Consider the following 17,546-nt stretch of genomic DNA (forward strand, 5'->3'; position numbering starts at 1 on the left):
GGTTGGCTCCGTCGCCCGCCGCCCGTCCTCTTTCTCACCCGGTGCGGGTGAGACCGGCTCACCCGCAACCGGGCCACGCTGGGGGCATGACCACCACGTCCACTGTGCGTACCGACCAGCAGATCCAGCGCGACGTCCTCGCCGAACTGGACTGGGACGCGCAGACCCGGGCCACCGACGTCGGCGTGACGGTCGCCGACGGCGTCGTCACGCTCACCGGGCGGGTGGACAGCTACGCGCGGCGGTGGGCCGTCGAGCGCTGCGCCCACCGGGTACGCGGGGTGCGCGCGGTCGCCAGCGACCTGGAGGTCGACCTGACCGCCACGGACCGGCGTACCGACGCCGACATCGCGATCGCGGCCGGCCGGGCGCTGGAGTGGGACAGCTTCGTGCCGGCCGAACGGCTGGACGTGACGGTCGCCGACGGCTGGGTCATGCTCCGGGGCGAGGTCGAGTTCGGCTTCCAGCGCCGTACCGCCGAGCGTGAGCTGCGCCGGCTGCGCGGCGTACGCGGGGTGACGAACCTGATCGAGGTACGGCCCCCGGCCCCGCCCAGCGACGAGCAGCAGCGCCTCGACCTGCGCCGCCTGCTGCTGCGGCGGACCGGCACCGAGCGCATCGACGCCCGGGTCGACGGCGACACTGTGGTGCTCGACGGCGTCGTGGGCGCCTGGTGGCAGCGCGAGGAGGCGGAACGGGCCGCGTGGGCCCTGCCGGGCGTACGTGAGGTGCACGTCGGGATCGTGGTGTCCGGCTGAGCCGACGGCGTGTCGTTTACCGCGGGCCGGGCCGGGAACCCGCGACCCAGCGGGTACGCCGGGGACCGAGCGGGGAGGACTCGTGGCCGTGAACCAGCAGTCCTCGGAGCGCTGGCGGGCCGGGCCGCTGCGGATCGCGATGGTGGTGCCGCCCTGGCTGTCGGTGCCGCCGCCCGGCTACGGCGGGCTGGAGACGCTGGTCGCGGGACTGGTCGACGCGCTCGTCGAGCGGGGGCACGCGGTGACGCTGTTCGGGGCGGGGACCGGGCACGGCACCTCGGCCGACTTCGTCTCCACCTGCGACGAGCTGCAGTACGAGCGGATGGGCGAGTCGCTGCCCGAGCTGGCGCACCTGGCCCACGTCGACCGCCTGATCGGCCCGGCGGACTTCGATCTGGTGCACGACCACAGCACGATCGGCCCGCTGGTGGCCGGACGCCGCCGGGTGCCCACTGTCGCGACCGTGCACGGCAACCCGGTGGGCGAGTACGGCACCGTGCTCGGCAACACCGACCGGGGGGTGGGCCTGGTCGCGATCTCGCACGCGCAGCGCCGGGCGAATCCGGGGCTGCCCTGGGCCGGCACGGTGCACAACGCGATGCCGCTGCGGGACGTCCCGCGCAAGCGGGCGCCCGGGACGGGACCGGTGCTCTGGCTGGCCCGGTTCAGCCCGGACAAGGGCCCGGACGTGGCGATCGCGGCGTGCCGGGCGGCCGGGCTGCCGCTCACGCTGGCCGGCAAGTGCAACGAGCCGGCCGAGCGCCGCTACCTGGAACAGGTGGTACGGCCGCTGCTGGGCGACGACGTCACGCTCGTGCTGAACGCCGACCGCGAGGCCGCGTGGCGGCTGCTGCTGGAGGCCCGTTGCCTGATCATGCCGATCCAGTGGGCGGAGCCGTTCGGCATGGTGATGGTGGAGGCGATGGCGACCGGCACCCCGGTGGTGGCGCTGCGCCGGGGCGCGGTGCCGGAGCTGGTCCGCTCCGGGGTCACCGGGTTCGTCTGCGACGACGCCGACGAGCTGCCGGCGGCGTTGTCGGCGGCAGCCGGCCTGGATCCGGCGGACTGCGTCGCGCATGTCGCGGAGAACTTCTCGGTGGAGCGGATGGCCGCCGACTACGAGGCGGTCTACCGGGGCTTCCTGGCCGCGCGAGCGGGCACACGGGCACCCCGGGCGGTCGCGCCCGCGGTCGCGGGCTGACCGGTCAGGTCTGCCCGGCCACGAGTTCCGCGGCGGCCGCGTCGAGCCGCCGCGCGTACCCAGGGGTGATGCTGCCCTCGCGGCGGCGTTCGTCGATCTTGTCGCGGAGCCGGTCCACGGCGGCGGTCACCTCGCCCTCACCGCTCGCGGCGACCGCGTTGCGCAGCAGGTTGCGCAGGTCCACCCCGACGTCCTCGCGGATCTGACCCTCCGCCAGCCCGGCCTCGATCAGCCCGTCGACCCGTTCGGCGGCGTCGGGCTGGCCGGTCGCGGGCGGACGGTTGCCGCCGGTGGCGGGCGCGCTCGACGGTGTGGCCGGCGCCGTGACGACCGGCGGCTCCGGCGCGGGCGCGACGGTGGACGGCGGCTGGACCGGCCCGGCGGTCGGCAGCACCCGGGGGTCCTCCGGCCGGTCCGGTGTCAGCGTGGGCACGAGCAGCGCGGCGGCGGCGACCACCGCCACGCCGGCCGCCGCGAGCGCGAGGACGCGCCGCCGGCTCGGCGCGGCGGCCGGGTTGCCCGGCGGGACCGGGTCCGCGGCCGGCCCGGGCGGCGGGGGAGCGGGCGTCGGGGCAGGCGCAGGAGTGGGCGTCGGCGGCAGCGCGGGCAGCGTCATGGTGGGCGCCAGCATGGTGGCGGCCTGCGGGTCGGCGGGCAGCATCTGGTCGCGCAGCACGGCCGCCACCCGGTGCGCGGTGGGCCGCTGTCGCGGGTCGCGGGCCAGGCAGCGCAGGCAGATCTCCGCGACCGGTCCCGGCAGCCCCGGTACGCCGTCGAGGCTGGGCTCCGGGCTCTCCGCGAGCGCGGCGCTGAGCTCCTCCCAGGTCTCCGCCGGGTACGGCGGGTGCCCGGTCAGCGTCTCGAACAGCAGCACGCCGAGCGAGTAGACGTCGGTGGCCGGCTGGGCCGGCGCCCCGTCCAGCCGTTCCGGCGCCACGTACGCGGGGGTGCCGAACGTGCCGCCGTCCTCGTCGTCGTCCGGCGTCCCGACCCGGGTGGCGATGCCGAAGTCGAGCACCTTCGCCCCGGTGCCGGTCATCATCACGTTGGCCGGGGTCACGTCCCGGTGCACGATGCCGAGCCGGTGCGCGGCGGCGAGCGCCTCGGCCACCTGCGCGCCGGTCTCCACCGCCTCCGGCCAGGGCAGCGGCCCTTCGGTGAGCCGGTGTTCCAGCTCCTCACCGGCGAGCAGCTCCATCACCACGAACGAGGTGATCGAGCCGTCCGGCGCCACCGTCTCGCCGTAGTCGTGCACGGCCGTGACATGTGGATGGTCGAGCTGGGCGGCCGAGCGGGCCTCCTCGCGCACCATGTCGCGGAACCGGGCGTCGGCGGCGAGTGAGGGCGCGAGCACCTTGACCGCCACCACCCGGTCGAGCACCTCGTCGCGGGCCCGCCAGATCACCGACATGCCACCGGCGCCGATCCGGTCGATGAGCCGGTACCGACGGGCCAGCAGGCGGCCGGCCTGGAGTGTCGCCATCAGCTCGCACCTGCCTGGGCTCGGGAGCGCTATCAGGTTGCGTGAATGTGTCTTACCTGTCAACAGTCCGCGCGGCGCCGATCGCGCGGCGCGCATCCGTGATGGCTCCCGGTCACCGCCGGGACCAGCGGGGACGGTCCGCCCGGCCGGCTGTGGGCCGCGTGCCAGGATGAACGTCATGGCAGCAGGTCCGGTGGCGTTCGTGCTCGGCGGCGGGGGAGTGCTCGGCGCGGTCGAGGTGGGGATGCTGCGCGCCCTGTTCCGCGCCCGGATCAAACCCGACCTGGTGCTGGGCACCTCGATCGGCGCGGTCAACGGTGCCCTGGTCGCCGCCGACCCGACCGAGGCGGTCACCGACCGGCTGGTCCGGCTCTGGGCGTCGCCCGAGGCCAGCGAGGTGTACGGCGACTCGGTCGCCCGCCAGCTGCGCCGGTTCGCCGCCCGTACCCACCTGCACTCGCCCCGGCCGCTGTACCGCCTGCTGGAGAGCACACTGGGCGAGGACACCACCTTCGCCGACCTGGCCGTGCCGTTCCGCTGCTGCGCCGCGAACATCGAGCGCGCCGCCGAGCACTGGTTCCACAGCGGGCCGCTGGTGCCGGCCGTGCTCGCCTCCGCCTCGGTGCCCGGGCTGCTGCCCCCGACCCAGATCGACGGCCAGCACTACATCGACGGCGGCGTGGTCAACTCGATCCCGGTCGGCGAGGCGGTGCTGCTCGGCGCGAAGCAGATCTTCGTGCTCCAGGTGGGCCGGATAGAGCGTGAGCTGAGCCCGCCGCGCCGCCCCTGGGAGATCGCCCAGGTGGCGTTCGAGATCGCCCGCCGGCACCGGTTCGCGCGGGAGATGGCGGCGCTGCCCGAGGACGTCGAGGTACACGTGCTGCCCACCGGCGGGCTGGAGCCGCGCGACGACAGCCCGTGGGCGTACCGGGACACCGCGGCGGTGGGCCGGCGGATCAGTCGCGCGTACACTGCCTCCCGCCGATACCTGGACACCGCGCTGGAGCGCTGATGCCGTTGCCGCCCCGCTGGCTCCGCCGGCTGGTGCTCGCGCCCGGAGTGGTGCTGCTCGCCTTCTTCGTGGTGACCACGCTGCCGGCCTGGGCGCTGCTCGCGCTCGCCGCGTCGCCGCTGGTGCCGGGACGGCTACGCCCGCTGCGGCTGCTCTGGTTCGGCACCGTCTACCTGGTCTGGGACGCCGCCGCGCTGCTCGCCCTCTTCCTGCTCTGGCTGGCCTCCGGCTTCGGCGTCTACAAGCGTGCGCCGGCCTTCCAGCGGGCCCACTACGTGCTCGCCGGATGGTTCCTGCGGGTGATGTTCTGGCAGGCCCGGTGGACGCTGCGGCTGAGCATCGACGTGGTCGGCACCGACCCGGACACCGCCCTGCCCGGCCGCCCCGAGCTGGTGGTCTGCCGGCACGCCGGGCCCGGTGACTCGTTCATCCTGATCCACGCGCTGGTGAACTGGTTCAACCGGGAACCCCGGATCGTGCTCAAGGAGACGCTCCAGTGGGATCCGGCCATCGACGTGCTGCTCAACCGGCTGCCCAACCGGTTCATCGCGGCCGGGCCGGACGGGCGCGACTCGGTGGTGCGGCAGATCGGGCACCTGGCCACCGGCCTGGACGACGACGACGCCTTCGTGATCTTCCCGGAGGGGGGCAACTTCACCCCGTCCCGGCGGCTTCGCGCGATCGACCGGCTCCGCGGGCTCGGGCTGGAGCGGATGGCGCGCCGCGCCGAGCGGATGCGGCACGTGCTCGCCCCGCAGCCCGGCGGGCTGCTCGCCGCGCTCGACGCCGCGCCGGACGCCGGAGTGATCTTCGTGGCGCACACCGGCCTGGACCAGATGCTCACCGTCGCCGACGTGTGGCGCGAACTGCCGATGGACAAGCGGATCGTGATGCGGTTCTGGTCGGTGCCGCCGGAGGAGATCCCGGCCGGCGAGCAGGAACGCATCGACTGGCTGTTCGACTGGTGGGCCCGCATCGACAGGTGGATCGCGGACAACCGCAACGGCACCGTCGACGCCTGATCCGATTCCCCGCGCCTGTTCGGCGCGCCGGCCGCGCGCCGCGTAAGGTGCGCTGGTGGAGCAGATCTGCGTGGTGACGACTGTGGTGGACGCCCGCGGGGTCGCGGACGTGCTGGCGGCCGCGGCGGTCGCCGGCCGGCTGGCGGCGTGCGCCCAGGTCGGCGGCCCGGTGGACAGCACCTACTGGTGGCAGTCGGCGATCCAGACCACCGCCGAGTGGCAGGTGCGGTTCAAGACCGCGCCGGACCGGGTGGACGCGCTGGTCGACCAGCTCCGCGCCAACCACCCGTACGAGGTGCCGGAGATCCTGGTCAGCCGGGAGGACAGCGGCAACCCCGGTTACACCGCCTGGGTGCGCGAGCAGACCCGGCCCTAGGTACTCCTACTCTGTCCGCCCGCCCCGCCGCCCGCGAAGCTGGCCGGGTGGAGAACACCGGCTACCCCTGCCCCGGTTGCGGCGCCCCGGCCGACCTCGTCGCCGGATGCCGCGGCTGCGGCCGTCCGCCCTACCCGCCCGCCGCCGAGGTGATCCGGCTGGACCGGGAGATCACCGAGCTGGCGCCGCGCGTCGAGGCGGCCCGGCTCGCGTACCACGATCTGTCCGGCCGCCTGTCCACGGCCCGGCAGCGGCGGTCGGCGCTGGCCGCCCGGATCCGTCAGGAGATCCCCGTGCCGGGCGCCGCCGGTCCCGCGCCGCTCCCGGCGCCGCCGCCGCGTCAAATCCCGCAGGCCCCCGCCCCGGTACGCCCCGGCGGCGCGGAAACCTCCACCCGGGCGGTGCAGGGGCTGCTGTTCGTCCTGGGTGGACTGCTGCTCGGCACCGCCGCCGTGGTGTTCACCGCTGTCGCCTGGGCCACGTTCGGGGTGACCGGCCGGGCGCTGGTCCTGCTGGCGGTCACCGCGCTTGCTCTGGCCGCGCCGCTCGTCGCCCGGGCGCGCGGGCTGCGCGGCACCGCCGAGACGCTCGCCTCGGTGGCGTTGCTGCTGGTGGTCCTGGACGGGTACGCCGCCTGGTCGGTGGACCTGTTCGGGGTGACCGGCCTGCCCGGCAGCCGGTACGCGGCGCTGGTCGCTGCCGTCAGTACCGCGGTGGCGGCCGGATACGCGCTGGTGAGCCGGCTCACCGCACCCTGGTTCGCGGCGTGGCTGCTGGCGCAGCCGGTGCTGCCCCTGGCCGTGGCCGCGTTCCGGCCCACCGCCGCCGGCTGGGCGCTGGTGCTGACCGCCGTGGCGCTCGGCGACCTCGCGGTGGTGGTGGCGCTGCGCCGCCGTACCTCCGGCGACAGCGCCGCGTCGGCGGCCGGGCTGGTGCTGGGCTGGACCGGGCACGGCGTGGCGCTGGTCCTGGCGGCCGGCTGCGCGCTGGTGCCGCTGGCGGTCGGCCACGCGGCGGGCACGCCGCTGCTGGCCGGTGGCCCGCTGCTGCTGGTGGCGCTGGCAGCGGTCGCCGGCGCGGTCGCGGCCGGCGGCCGGTTCTGGCGCGCGACCACCACCGGACTGCTGGCGCCGGTGCTCGCGGGCGCGTTGATCCGGCCGGTCGCCGAGCTGCGTTCCGGGCTGCTGCTGATCGCCGCCGGCCTCGTGGTGGCGGCGCTCGCCGGTGCGGTCCGGGCGCTGCCCGCGCCGGTGCGGACCGGTCCGCTCGTGGGCGTGCTCGCGGTGGCCGCCGCGCTGGGCCAGGTCACTGTCGTGCTCACCGGCGTGGTCGGCGCGGCGACCGCGAGCGCCTCGTTCCCGGCCTGGCAGGGCGGGCGGGACGTGCCGGTCCCGTCCTGGGGCTGGCAGCTCCCGGCGGCCCTGCTGCTGACCGCCGGCGCGGTCGCGCTGCTGACGCCCCGGGCGGGCCGGCCGCTGGTCGGTGTGATCGCCGCCGGGCTGGTCGCGCTCGCCGCGCCGGCCGTGACGGCCGTGCCGTGGCCGCTGGTGCTGGTGGTGGACCTCGGGGCGGCCGCCGCGCTGCTGCTGGCGGCGGTGGCCCGGCCGCGCCCGGGCCGGGTGGTCGTCCCGGTCGCCGCGTCGGCCGCCGCGGTGCTGTTCGGGCACGCGCTGCTGGTCGGCGTCGCCGCGCCCGGCGGGGCGGTGGCGGTGCTCGCCGTGACGGCGCTGCTCGGCGTGACGGTGGCCGGGCTGGGCCGGCGCGGGCTGGGCGCGCAGCCGGTTGTCGGCGGCGTCGCGCTCGCGGTGGCGCTGGTCGCCGTACCGGCGGCGGTGGCCGTCGCGCTGTTCGGCCTCGGCGCGCCGCCGTGGTGGCAACTGCGGGGTGCGGCCGCCGCCGTCGTGGTGCCGGTGGTCGTCGTCCTCGCCGTCCGTCGCCTGTGGACCGACCTGAGCGGGTACGCCTCGACCGGGCTCGCCGTGGCGCTCGCCGGGACCGGCCTGGTGCCGCTCGTCGCGCCGGGCGGGGAACCGATGGCGCTCTACGCGGCGGCGGGGGTCCTGCTGGCGCTCGCCGCCGGGGGTGGCTCCCGGCCGGTGGCCGCCCCGCGCGCGGTGGGTGCCGCGCTGGCCGTGGTGGCGTTGCTGGCCACGGCGCGGACCGTGCTGCTGGTGTTCGCGGGCCTGCCGGTGCGGCCCGGGTCCGGGGTGCCCGCCGCCGCGGCGGCTTCCGCCGGGACCGCCCGCGCCGGGCTGGTGCTGCTGTTCCTGGGCGTCGCCGCCGGGGCGTACGCCGCGACGGGTCGCCGCGTCGCGTGGTGGGTCGCCGGGGCGCCGTTCGGCGCGGTGGCGCTGCCGGTGCTGGCCGAGGCGGCCGGCGCGCCCTGGCCGGTGGTGCCGGCGACGGCGTTCGGGATCGGGCTGGCCGCGTTGCTGACCGCCGCGCTGACCGGGGCGTACCGGGCGGTGCTCGTGCCGCTGGCCGTGGTGCTGGCCGTACCCGGGTTCGGTGGTCTGCTCGCCACCCGGGCCGGGACGCTCGCCGCGCTCGGTGTGCTGGTGGTGGCCGGGGCGGTGACCGGGGTGGCCGGACGGCCGGCGGTGGTCCGGATCGTGGGGTGGCTGGGCGCCGTCGCGGCGGCCACCGGGTTCGCCCTCGTCGCGTCGCTGACGGCCGGGCAGTCGCTGCGTACCGGGGCGTTCGCGGTCCTGGCCGTCGCGGCCGTGACGCTGCACGCGGCGCCGCTGCTGCGCGTGGTCCGGTCCGGCGGTCCGGGCGGCGTCGGGCGGGCCGGCACGTGGGCGCTGGAGGCGGCGGCGCAGGCGGTGGCGCTGCTCGCGCTGCTGCTCACCGGCGGCTCGTTGCGGCACGCGGCGGCGGTCTGCGTGCTGTGGGGCGTGGCCGTCGCGGTCCGGGTGCTGCGCCGGAGCGAGTCGCCGGGCGGGCGTCGCGTGCTGGCCGCGGTGGCCGCCGGCAGCGAACTGGTCGGTGGGTGGCTGGTGCTGGCCGCGCGCGGGGTGGTCGTGCTGGAGGCGTACACCCTGCCGGCGGCGGCGCTCGCCCTGGGCGCCGGGCTGCTGGCGCTGCGACGCCGGCCCGGGCTGACCAGCTGGCTGACGCTCGGTCCGGCGCTCGGCGCGGCGTTCCTGCCGAGCCTCGTGTCGGTGCTCGTCTCCGGTGAGCCGCAGCCGTGGCGGCGGCTCGCGCTCGGCGCGGCGGCGGTGGCGGTGGTGCTGGGCGGGGCGGCCCGGCGCTGGCAGGCGCCGGTGGTGCTGGGCTCGGCCACGCTGGTGCCGCTGGCGCTGCACGAGCTGGCCCGGGGCTGGGACCTGCTGCCCCGCTGGCTCTTCCTGGGCGTGGGCGGGCTGCTGCTGATCGGGCTGGCCGCCACCTACGAGCGGCGCCGGCGTGATCTGGTCCGGCTGCGCGAGGCCGTGGCCCGGCTCGGCTGACCCGAGCGGCGAGCCCTCTCACCGACTGTGGTGAGAGGGCTTCGCTGCGCCGGTGCGCCTCACCTGATCGGCGAGCCGCCGTCGACCGGGATGGTGTGGCCGTGGATGAACGACGCGTCGTCGCTGGCGAGGAAGCAGACCGCGCGGGCGATCTCGTGCGGTTCGCCGTACCGGCCGGCGGGCGCCTGCATGGTCAGGTCGTAGAACGGGAAGTCGCTGGTGATCTCCGCGCCCTCGAAGGCGGCGGTCTTGATCACGCCGGGGCCGATGCCCACAGCGCGGATGCCCTGGTGGCCGTAGTCGTAGGCGATCTGCTTGGTGAGCCCGATGACGCCGTGCTTGGCGGTGGTGTACTCCGCGCCGACCTCGCTGGCGACCAGGCCGGACGCCGACGACACGTTGATCACGACACCCTTGCCGCGCTCCAGCATGTGCGGCAACGTGGCCTTTGTGGCGAGGAAGACGCCCTTCAGGTCGACCTCCATGACGCGGTCCCACTGCTTGTTCTCGATCTCCAGCAGCGGCACGTACGCGCCGAACACGCCGGCGTTGTTCACCAGCACGTCGATGCGCCCGTACGCGTCGAGGGCGGCGCTCACCATGGCGCGTACCGACTCCTCGTCGGTGACGTCGACCGCCACCGCCACCGCGTCGCCGCCGGCCTCCTTGACGCGGGTGACAGTCGCCTCGGCGCGTTCCAGGGAGAGATCGGAGACGACGACCTTCGCGCCTTCGGCGGCCAGCTCGACGCACATGGACATGCCGAGTCCGGAGCCGACCTGGTCGGGGCTGAAGCCGCCGCCCGTCACGAGCACCACCTTGTCTGTCAATCCACGCACCGTGATGTCTCCCGTCTGTCGATGACCGTGCGTCCGGCACGGCTGACCGTTCGGATGAACTGTACTCATCTTTACGTACATATTAGCTGGTCAGAGGGGGTGCGCCCACCGATGCGTGGGCTTGCTGCGGTGTGACGAAGATCGTTTGCCCGGGTCCGGCCCGGCGGGGTAGGGACAGCACCACCTTCGAGCCGGGGGTCTGCGGGATTACCCACGGCGACGATCGTCGCCAGAATCGGTGACGGAGAGTCGCGTACGAGAGCGTGGCTCGCGCATCGGGGGGCGACATGACTTCTTCCACGTCGACGGAACCCGCGGCACGGCGGGGCAGCGACTACGCGCGGCTGTCCCGCCGCATCGCCGAGGCGGGACTGTTCGAGCGGCGGCCCGGCCGGTACGCGCTGCGGATCGCGCTCACGCTCGGCGCGTTCCTGGCCGGCTGGGCCCTGGTGGCGCTCGTCGGTGACTCGTGGTGGCAGGTGCCGCTTGCAGTGGTGATGGCGGTGGCCACCACGCAGGTGGCGTTCCTCGGCCACGACGCCGGGCACCGGCAGATGTTCCGGCGGCGCGGGCCCAGCGAGGCGGCCGGGCTGGTCGCCGGCAACCTCGCCGTCGGGCTCAGCTACGGCTGGTGGGTCGACAAGCACAACCGCCACCACGCCAACCCGAACCACACCGACGAGGACCCGGACGTCGGCGCGGGCGCGCTGGTGTGGACGTACGAGCAGGCGAGCGCCACGCGCGGCCTGGGCCGGTGGATGGCCCGCCGCCAAGCGTGGCTGTTCTTCCCGCTGCTGCTGCTGGAAGGACTGGCGCTGCACGTGGCGAGCGTGCGGGCGCTCGTCGACCGCGAACCGGACGGGCGGTGGCGGGTGCCGATGCGGCACCGCGCGGTGGAGGCGCTGCTGCTCGCCGCCCACGCCGCCGGCTACCTCGGTCTGCTGTTCGCGGTCATGTCCCCGGCCAAGGCGCTGGTGTTCGCGGCCGTGCACCAGGGGCTGTGGGGCCTCTACATGGGCTGCTCGTTCGCCCCGAACCACAAGGGCATGCCGATGCCGACCGACGAGGACGGCCTCGACTACCTGCGTAAGCAGGTGCTCACCTCGCGCAACGTACGCGGTGGCCGGCTCGTCGACCTGGCGCTGGGCGGGCTCAACTACCAGATCGAGCACCACCTGTTCCCGAACATGCCCCGCGCCAACCTGCGCCGGGCCCGGCCGCTGGTGATGGCGTACTGCGCGGAGCAGGGCGTCCCGTACGCGGAGACCGGGCTGATCGAGTCGTACCGGCAGGCGCTGGCGCACCTGCACGACGTGGGCCGCCCGCTGCGCGCGGGCTGACCCGGCCGGCTGCCGGTAGGGTCGTCGCTTGGTGGAGGGCGCGCCACGGTGGTGGCGCGCGGCACGGCGGGGCGTACCACCCCGGCCGCGTCACGGGACGACATCGTGCGGAGCTGCGGCATGAGATTCGAGATCAGCAAGGTGCTCGACGCCATCGAGGGACGGGTCTGCACCGATCCGTCGCTGGCCCGGGCCGTGGTCGACCTGGCCGAGGTCATCCGCTGGCAGAACCTGGACGGCGGTCGGCCGGCCAGCCTGCTGCGCCTCGGCATGGTCATCGACGCGCTGTCCCGGCAGATCGGTGAGGACAGCGTCCCGGTCTACGCGATCGTGCACCGGGCGCTGCTGTCCGACGCCGACCTGACCTCCAACGAGCGGATGGTGGTCCGCCGCTGGGCCGACGACGGCCTGGTGGAGGTGCTCGACCAGCCCGGTGACCGGATGCTGGAGGTGGCCGACCTGCTCGGCCTGCCGGTGCTCACCCGGGCCCGGCTGGACGGGCTGGTGGGCCGGTACCCGTGGCTCGGGCAGGCCGGGCGCGTGCTCGCCCCGGTGCCCGGCGCCGGTGGGCCGGTGTTCATCGCGCACGTCGGCGGCGGCCAGGACCCGGCCACCGGCAGCCGCTCACCGGCCGGCGTCAAGTTGCTCTCCCGGCAGTGGCGCTGCCCCGAACCGGGCTGCGCGCTGTTCGGCGGCGGCGGGGGCGGCGGCGCGTTCGCCGACCTGGCCGCCGTGGACCGGGCGCCGGCCGAGCAGCCGCCGCCCACGCTGCGCACCGGCGCCCCGACCTGCCCCCGGCACGGCGCGCGGCTCTCCGACGCCGGTCCGCGCCCGCGTACCGAGGTGCTCGCGGTGCGCATCGGCGGGCTGGTGCGCAAGCGGTTCGCGCTCACCGAGACCGAGCCGGTGCAGGTCGGCCGGGCGCCGGAGGGGCCGGGCGCGGTGACGCTGGGCCAGTGGCTCAACGACGAGGCCCGGCGCTGGATCAGCCGCAGCCACATCCGGCTGGAGCTGCGCGTGGGCGAGGTGGTGGTCACCGACACCAGCACCAACGGCTCCGGCGTACGCCCGGGTGGCTCGATGGCGGAGAACGAGCGGATCGCGCTGGCGCCGCAGCAGTCCCGGGTGCTCGCCGAGGGGGACCTGATCGAGCTGTACCCGGGCGTGCAGGTGGGCCGCGCCGCCAAGATGAGCAGCGACGCCACGTACACCCCGAACTCGGTGATGGCCGAGGCGCCGACGATGGCGATGCGGCTGCCACGTCAGTGACCCGCACGCGAAGGCGCCGGGACCGTCGCGGTCCCGGCGCCTTCTCGCGTACGGCCTCAGCCGGCCAGCACGGCGGCGAGCTGCGCCACCGCGTGGTCGATCTCCTCTTCGGTGATCACCAGCGGCGGGGCGAGCCGGATGGTCGAACCGTGCGTGTCCTTGGCGAGCACACCCCGCTCCATCAGCAGCTCGCACGCCTGCCGGCCGGTCATCAGCGCCGGGTCGATGTCCAGTCCGGCCCACAGGCCGCGACCGCGTACCGCCACCAGGCCCTTGCCGATCAGGCCGCGCAGGCCGGCGTGCAGCCGCTCGCCCAGCTCGGCCGAGCGGCGCTGGAACTCGCCGGTCGCCAGCAGCCGGACCACCTCGGTCGCGACCGCGCAGGCAAGCGGGTTGCCGCCGAACGTCGAGCCGTGCTGGCCCGGCTGGAGCACGCCCAGCACGTCGCGGTTCGCGGCCACCGCCGACACCGGCACGATGCCGCCGCCGAGCGCCTTGCCGAGCAGGTACATGTCCGGCTCGACGCCCTCGTGCTCGCAGGCGAACGTCGCGCCGGTACGCCCCAGGCCCGACTGGATCTCGTCGGCGACGAACAGCACGTTGCGCTCGGTGCAGACCCGGCGCACACCCGGCAGGTAACCCTCCGGCGGCACCACGACGCCCTGCTCACCCTGGATCGGCTCCAGCAGCACGGCCACCGTGTTCTCGTCGATCGCCTCGGTCAGCGCGGCCAGGTCGCCGTAGGGGACCACGGTGAAACCCGGGGTGTACGGCCCGAAGTCGGCGCGCGCGTCGGAGTCGGTGGAGAAGCTGACGATGGTGGTCGTACGGCCGTGGAAGTTGCCCTCCGCCACCACGATGTTGGCCTGGCCCGGCGTGACGCCCTTGACCTGGTAGCCCCACTTGCGGGCCACCTTGATGCCGGTCTCCACCGCCTCGGCGCCGGTGTTCATCGGCAGCACCAGGTCCTTGCCGCAGAGCGCGGCCAGCTCGCGGCAGAAGTCGGCGAACTGGTCGTGGATGAACGCGCGGCTGGTCAGCGTGAGCCGGTCGAGCTGCGCGTGCGCGGCCTCGATCAGCTTCGGGTGCCGGTGGCCGAAGTTCAGCGCCGAGTATCCCGCCAGGCAGTCCAGGTAGCGGCGGCCGTCCACGTCGGTCAGCCAGGCGCCCTCGGCCGACGAGATCACCACGGGCAGCGGGTGGTAGTTGTGCGCCGTGTGACGCTCCGCGTCCCGGACCGCGGACGGAGTCCGCAGCATGTCGTCGATGATCACTTGCTCGCCTTTCCCTGACGGAGTCGCAACGTGCAGCACTTCGGTCCGCCGCCGGCCTTGCGCAGCTCGGACAGGTCGATCCCGATGGTCTCGTAGCCCCGGTCGCGCAGCTTCGCGGCCAGGTCGGTGGCCTGCGCGGGCAGCACCACGTGCCGGCCGTCGCTGACCGCGTTCAGGCCCAGCACCTCGGCGTCGGCCATGGTGGCGTGGATCGCGTCCGGGAACAGCCGGCGCAGCACCGCCCGGCTGCCGGGGGAGAACGCCTCCGGCAGGTACGCCACGGTGCGCTCGTCGAGCACGGTGAGCGCGGTGTCCAGGTGGTAGAAGCGGGGATCCACCAGCTGCATGGTGACCACCGGGTAGCCGAAGACCTCCTGGAGCTGCGCGTGCGAGGCGTGCGCGGTGCGGAACCCGGTGCCGGCGAGCAGGTGGTCACCGGCCAGCAGGATGTCGCCCTCGCCCTCGTTGACGTGCTTCGGGTCGTACATCTCGAAGCCGGCGGCCTCGAACCAGGCTCGGTACGCGGGCGCCTCGTCGGCGCGCTGCGGGTCGCGGAACTGCACCGCCATGGCCTTGCCGTCGATCACGGTGCCGCCGTTCGCGGCGAAGACCATGTCCGGCAGGCCGGCGACCGGCTCGATCAGGTCGACCTCGTGGCCCAGGTCGAGGTACGTGCGCCGAAGCTGCTCCCACTGCCGGATCGCCAGGTCGGCGTCGACCGGGGCGGTCGGGTCCATCCACGGGTTGATCGCGTAGTCGACGGCGAAGTACGTCGGCCGGCACATCAGAAAGCGCTGGCGGATGGCGTCCATCGTCATGTCGTGCTCCCAGGGTCGGGCGCGCCCGGCCACCGTCGGCCCACGGGCTGGCGCCGTGGTCCAACGTTATGCGGCCCGGGTAGACGACATCCACCGCGAGAAGTTGCGTTGAGCAGCGAATCGTTGCGTTGAGCCAGTGGGCGGCGAACGATCGTTGCGTCGACGCCGGACACACTTCGGGGGCGGCGAACCGCCGCCCCCGAAAGAGGTGTTGCCCGGCCGGTGAACCACCGGAGCTGATCAGGCTGCCGCCGCCCTGCGTCGGCGATCGGGACAGTGCCCGTCAGAACCAGTTGGCAAACTGTGAGTCGAGCCACTCGCGGAAGCGGCCCACCCAGTCGCCGTCGGTGGTCGGCCAGTCGAACTGGCCGGTCATCGCCACGATGCCGAGCACCACCGCGGCCAGGCCGACGGCGATGCCGATCAGCGCGTCGGTCTTGCCCGCCACGTGCCGGCGACGGGTCGCGATCAGGCCCAGCACCGCCAGCACCGCGCCGGCCGCGCCGACGCCGATGCCGTACCCGGCGAGCGTGCCGGAGAGCACGAACAGCGCCCCGACCACCGAGACGATCAGGCCGAGCGTGGCGAGCAGGCTGGCCCGGGGACGCTTCGTGGTGTACGGCTCCGGCCGGTCCACCCGACCGTCGCCGTCGGTGTCCGTACCGTCGGGGCGGCCGTCCCGGTCGAGGTCGGCGCGGCCGTCGCGGTCCAGGTCGGTGGTGCGCTCGGCGACGGGCGCCGCGCCGGCGGTCCGCGCGTCGGTCACCGGAACGGTCCGCGTGTCGGCGTCGACCCGGCGGCCGGTGACCGCACGCGCCGCCGCGCCCCGGTCCGCGGCCCGCCGCCGTGCCTCCGCCTCCCGCTCGTCGTCGGCCGCCACGGTCCGGCGGCCGGTCGTCGTGGTCGCCGTCCGGCCGTCGGTGGTGGCGTCGAGGTCGCGTGCGTCCCGGTCGGTCGCCGCGTCCCGGGCGCGCTCGTCGTCGGTGGCGGTGGCGGCGCTGCGGTACGTGGTCCGCTCCTCGTCGCGGTCGGTGACCACCGGCCGGTCGGCCGGCTGCTCGGCGGTCCGGTCGCGTTCGTCGACGACACCGTCGCCGTTGGTATCGGTACTGGTCGCCGGAGCGTTCCGGCGGGACAGGATCTTCACTGTGGCACCTCCTGATCCAGGCGCGGAGGCCGCGCATGACATGCAGGAAGTACCCAGGGGTGCCGAAATCGACACCCCTGGGCTCGCTCCGCACGCTCAGGCGTGCCGTCCGGTCACGCCACCGTGCGTGACCACTGCTGGTTGGTGCCCGAACCGCAGGTGTACTGCTGGACGTCCGCGCCGTCTCCGGTGCCGGCGTTGACGACGTCCAGACACTTGCCGCTGTGCCGGGCCCGCAACTGGAACCAGCCGTCGCGCGCGGCCCACTGCCACTGCTGGTTGGCGCCGCTGCCGCAGGTGTACTGGATGATGTTGGCGCCGTCGGCGGTGCTCGCGCTGGCGACGTCGAGACACTTGCCGCTCGCGGCGTTGACGAGGCGGAACCATCCGCCGCCGGCGTCCTGGAACTCCCACCTCTGGTTCCCGCCGCCGTTCCAGCTCCACTGCTTGACCTCGGCGTTGTTCGCCGTGGAGCCGTTGATCACGTCCAGCACCCGGCCGCTGTGCCGGGCGGTGACGCGGTAGTACGCGGGCGAGTTGCCGGTGACGGTGCCCGCCGCCGCGTCGATGGTGACCGACGGGTACCAGGTCAGGCTCATGCTGGTGGCGGTCGGGAAGGCGATCGGCAGCCACACGTACTGGGAGTCGTTGGCCGGGCCGCCCCACGCTCCGGCCCACCTGTCACCCAGATAGAGGTAGCTGGTGCCGGACGTGCCCTGGATCGGCAGCACGAACGCCGGCTGCGAGTTGAACGTGGTGCCGTTGCCCACGTCGGTCCAGCCGCTCCACGGTCCCGAGATGCTCGGCGCGGTGGCGTACCGAGCCTGGTTCGGGCTCCACCCCGTCGCCCCCGACGTCAGCAGGAAGTAGGTGCTGCCCCGCTTGAACATCGCCGGCGCCTCGCGGTGCGCGCCGTCCCAGAAGTTGCCCACCAGGGTGGCCACGTTGAGGTAGTCCGACGTGAGCCGGTAGATGTTCAGGTCGTAGTTGTCGTCGGCGGCCGAGATCATGTACGCGGTGCCGTTGTCGTTGTAGAGCGTGATGTCCCGGGACATGTGCTGCCCGAGCGGCCGGAAGCTGCCGTGATAGGTGTAGTTGCCGTCCACAGTGGCCGAGGAGGCGACAGCCGCCCGGGCCTCGTTGTAGTCGGACCCGTTCTCCTTGTGCATCCACATCACGAACCGGCCGGTGGCGGCGTTGTAGATGACCTTCGGCCGTTCGATGTTGGCGACCCGCAGCTCGGCCGCCGACGACTGGGTGAGCACGTTGTTGCGGAACTCCCAGGTGCGCAGGTCCGTCGAGCGGTAGACGGAGACCGCCCGGAACGTGTTGTCCGGGTTGCGGTTCTCGCCGAACCAGTAGTAGTAGTCGCCGACCTTGAGCACGCCGCCGCCGTGGGCGTGCACCACGGCGCCGCTCGTGTCGGTGAACTGGGTGCCGTTGGTGACTGTCACCGGCGCCGCCAGCGCGCCCGCCGCCGGTCCCAGCACCGCCGCCGCGAGCGCCACCGCGAGCGCCACCACGACCGCGCCGTACCGTGTCGTCCCTCGCACGG

Annotated in this window: 14 protein-coding genes; 8 read left to right on the forward strand and 6 right to left on the reverse strand. The window is 74.7% G+C overall.

Features of this window, described 5'->3' with window-relative positions:
- Positions 1 to 86: 86 nt before the first annotated feature.
- Together KBX43_RS22505 and KBX43_RS22510 are read left to right on the forward strand one after the other, a co-directional pair.
- A complete protein-coding gene (locus KBX43_RS22505; RefSeq protein WP_210887031.1) occupies positions 87 to 758 on the forward strand; it encodes a BON domain-containing protein in 672 nt (223 codons plus the stop codon).
- Positions 759 to 897: 139 nt separating this feature from the next.
- Positions 898 to 1,959: a glycosyltransferase family 4 protein gene (locus KBX43_RS22510; RefSeq protein WP_187694160.1), complete on the forward strand. Its 1,062-nt coding sequence runs from the start codon at positions 898 to 900 to the stop codon at positions 1,957 to 1,959.
- Positions 1,960 to 1,963: 4 nt separating this feature from the next.
- Here KBX43_RS22510 and KBX43_RS22515 read toward each other — a convergent pair whose 3' ends face one another.
- Complete coding sequence (locus KBX43_RS22515) at positions 1,964 to 3,442, reverse strand: serine/threonine-protein kinase (protein WP_113974705.1); 1,479 nt, start codon at positions 3,440 to 3,442, stop codon at positions 1,964 to 1,966.
- 178 nt (positions 3,443 to 3,620) lie between these two features.
- On the opposite strand from KBX43_RS22515, the gene KBX43_RS22520 reads away from it, so the two are divergent.
- From KBX43_RS22520 to KBX43_RS22535, 4 genes are read left to right on the forward strand one after another with little or no spacing between them, the layout of a single operon-like run.
- Complete coding sequence (locus KBX43_RS22520) at positions 3,621 to 4,454, forward strand: patatin-like phospholipase family protein (protein ID WP_043328558.1); 834 nt, start codon at positions 3,621 to 3,623, stop codon at positions 4,452 to 4,454.
- A complete protein-coding gene (locus KBX43_RS22525; RefSeq protein WP_064447864.1) occupies positions 4,454 to 5,476 on the forward strand; it encodes a 1-acyl-sn-glycerol-3-phosphate acyltransferase in 1,023 nt (340 codons plus the stop codon). Before KBX43_RS22520 ends, KBX43_RS22525 begins: the two co-directional genes overlap by 1 nt.
- Positions 5,477 to 5,531: 55 nt before the next feature.
- Positions 5,532 to 5,852, forward strand: a complete 321-nt coding sequence (gene cutA, locus KBX43_RS22530; RefSeq protein WP_030503202.1) for a divalent-cation tolerance protein CutA — start codon at positions 5,532 to 5,534, stop codon at positions 5,850 to 5,852.
- Positions 5,853 to 5,899: 47 nt separating this feature from the next.
- Complete coding sequence (locus KBX43_RS22535; RefSeq protein ID WP_210887035.1) at positions 5,900 to 9,304, forward strand: SCO7613 C-terminal domain-containing membrane protein; 3,405 nt, start codon at positions 5,900 to 5,902, stop codon at positions 9,302 to 9,304.
- 59 nt (positions 9,305 to 9,363) lie between these two features.
- On the opposite strand, the gene KBX43_RS22540 is transcribed toward KBX43_RS22535, so the two are convergent.
- The gene (locus tag KBX43_RS22540) at positions 9,364 to 10,143 is read right to left on the reverse strand and encodes an SDR family NAD(P)-dependent oxidoreductase (RefSeq protein ID WP_210887038.1); all 780 of its coding nucleotides are present in this window, start codon (positions 10,141 to 10,143) and stop codon (positions 9,364 to 9,366) included.
- Between the two features lie 287 nt (positions 10,144 to 10,430).
- Here KBX43_RS22540 and KBX43_RS22545 point away from each other — a divergent pair, with 287 nt between their 5' ends.
- Together KBX43_RS22545 and KBX43_RS22550 are read left to right on the forward strand one after the other, a co-directional pair.
- Positions 10,431 to 11,483, forward strand: a complete 1,053-nt coding sequence (locus KBX43_RS22545) for an acyl-CoA desaturase (protein ID WP_064447862.1) — start codon at positions 10,431 to 10,433, stop codon at positions 11,481 to 11,483.
- Between the two features lie 120 nt (positions 11,484 to 11,603).
- Complete coding sequence (locus KBX43_RS22550; protein ID WP_064447934.1) at positions 11,604 to 12,752, forward strand: FHA domain-containing protein; 1,149 nt, start codon at positions 11,604 to 11,606, stop codon at positions 12,750 to 12,752.
- Positions 12,753 to 12,808: 56 nt separating this feature from the next.
- Here the strand turns inward: KBX43_RS22550 and rocD are convergent, their stop codons facing one another.
- From rocD to KBX43_RS22570, 4 genes are all read right to left on the reverse strand, one after another.
- Positions 12,809 to 14,023, reverse strand: a complete 1,215-nt coding sequence (rocD, locus tag KBX43_RS22555) for an ornithine--oxo-acid transaminase (RefSeq protein ID WP_176722746.1) — start codon at positions 14,021 to 14,023, stop codon at positions 12,809 to 12,811.
- A complete protein-coding gene (gene ddaH, locus KBX43_RS22560; protein ID WP_181373781.1) occupies positions 14,023 to 14,838 on the reverse strand; it encodes a dimethylargininase in 816 nt (271 codons plus the stop codon). The genes rocD and ddaH overlap by 1 nt, the downstream gene beginning before the upstream one ends.
- A 289-nt stretch (positions 14,839 to 15,127) precedes the next feature.
- Positions 15,128 to 15,991 carry a DUF4190 domain-containing protein gene (locus KBX43_RS22565; RefSeq protein WP_064447861.1) on the reverse strand — a complete coding sequence of 288 codons (864 nt, stop codon included), beginning with the start codon at positions 15,989 to 15,991 and terminating at the stop codon, positions 15,128 to 15,130.
- A gap of 113 nt (positions 15,992 to 16,104) precedes the next feature.
- Entirely contained in the window at positions 16,105 to 17,544 is a 1,440-nt protein-coding gene (locus KBX43_RS22570) for an RICIN domain-containing protein (RefSeq protein WP_069087402.1), read from the reverse strand.
- Between the last annotated feature and the right edge of the window lie 2 nt (positions 17,545 to 17,546).

The sequence above is a fragment of the Micromonospora sp. C41 genome (assembly GCF_018070485.1).
Classification (GTDB): Bacteria; Actinomycetota; Actinomycetes; order Mycobacteriales; family Micromonosporaceae; genus Micromonospora; species Micromonospora chalcea.

Excerpts from the sequence above, each read along its gene's own strand:
- KBX43_RS22505 (WP_210887031.1), top strand. The coding sequence starts at position 87 with ATGACCACCACGTCCACTGTGCGTACCGACCAGCAGATCCAGCGCGAC.
- KBX43_RS22545 (WP_064447862.1), top strand. The coding sequence starts at position 10,431 with ATGACTTCTTCCACGTCGACGGAACCCGCGGCACGGCGGGGCAGCGAC.
- KBX43_RS22515 (WP_113974705.1), bottom strand. The coding sequence starts at position 3,442 with ATGGCGACACTCCAGGCCGGCCGCCTGCTGGCCCGTCGGTACCGGCTC.
- KBX43_RS22510 (WP_187694160.1), top strand. The coding sequence starts at position 898 with ATGGTGGTGCCGCCCTGGCTGTCGGTGCCGCCGCCCGGCTACGGCGGG.
- KBX43_RS22550 (WP_064447934.1), top strand. The coding sequence starts at position 11,604 with ATGAGATTCGAGATCAGCAAGGTGCTCGACGCCATCGAGGGACGGGTC.
- KBX43_RS22520 (WP_043328558.1), top strand. The coding sequence starts at position 3,621 with ATGGCAGCAGGTCCGGTGGCGTTCGTGCTCGGCGGCGGGGGAGTGCTC.
- KBX43_RS22525 (WP_064447864.1), top strand. The coding sequence starts at position 4,454 with ATGCCGTTGCCGCCCCGCTGGCTCCGCCGGCTGGTGCTCGCGCCCGGA.
- ddaH (WP_181373781.1), bottom strand. The coding sequence starts at position 14,838 with ATGGACGCCATCCGCCAGCGCTTTCTGATGTGCCGGCCGACGTACTTC.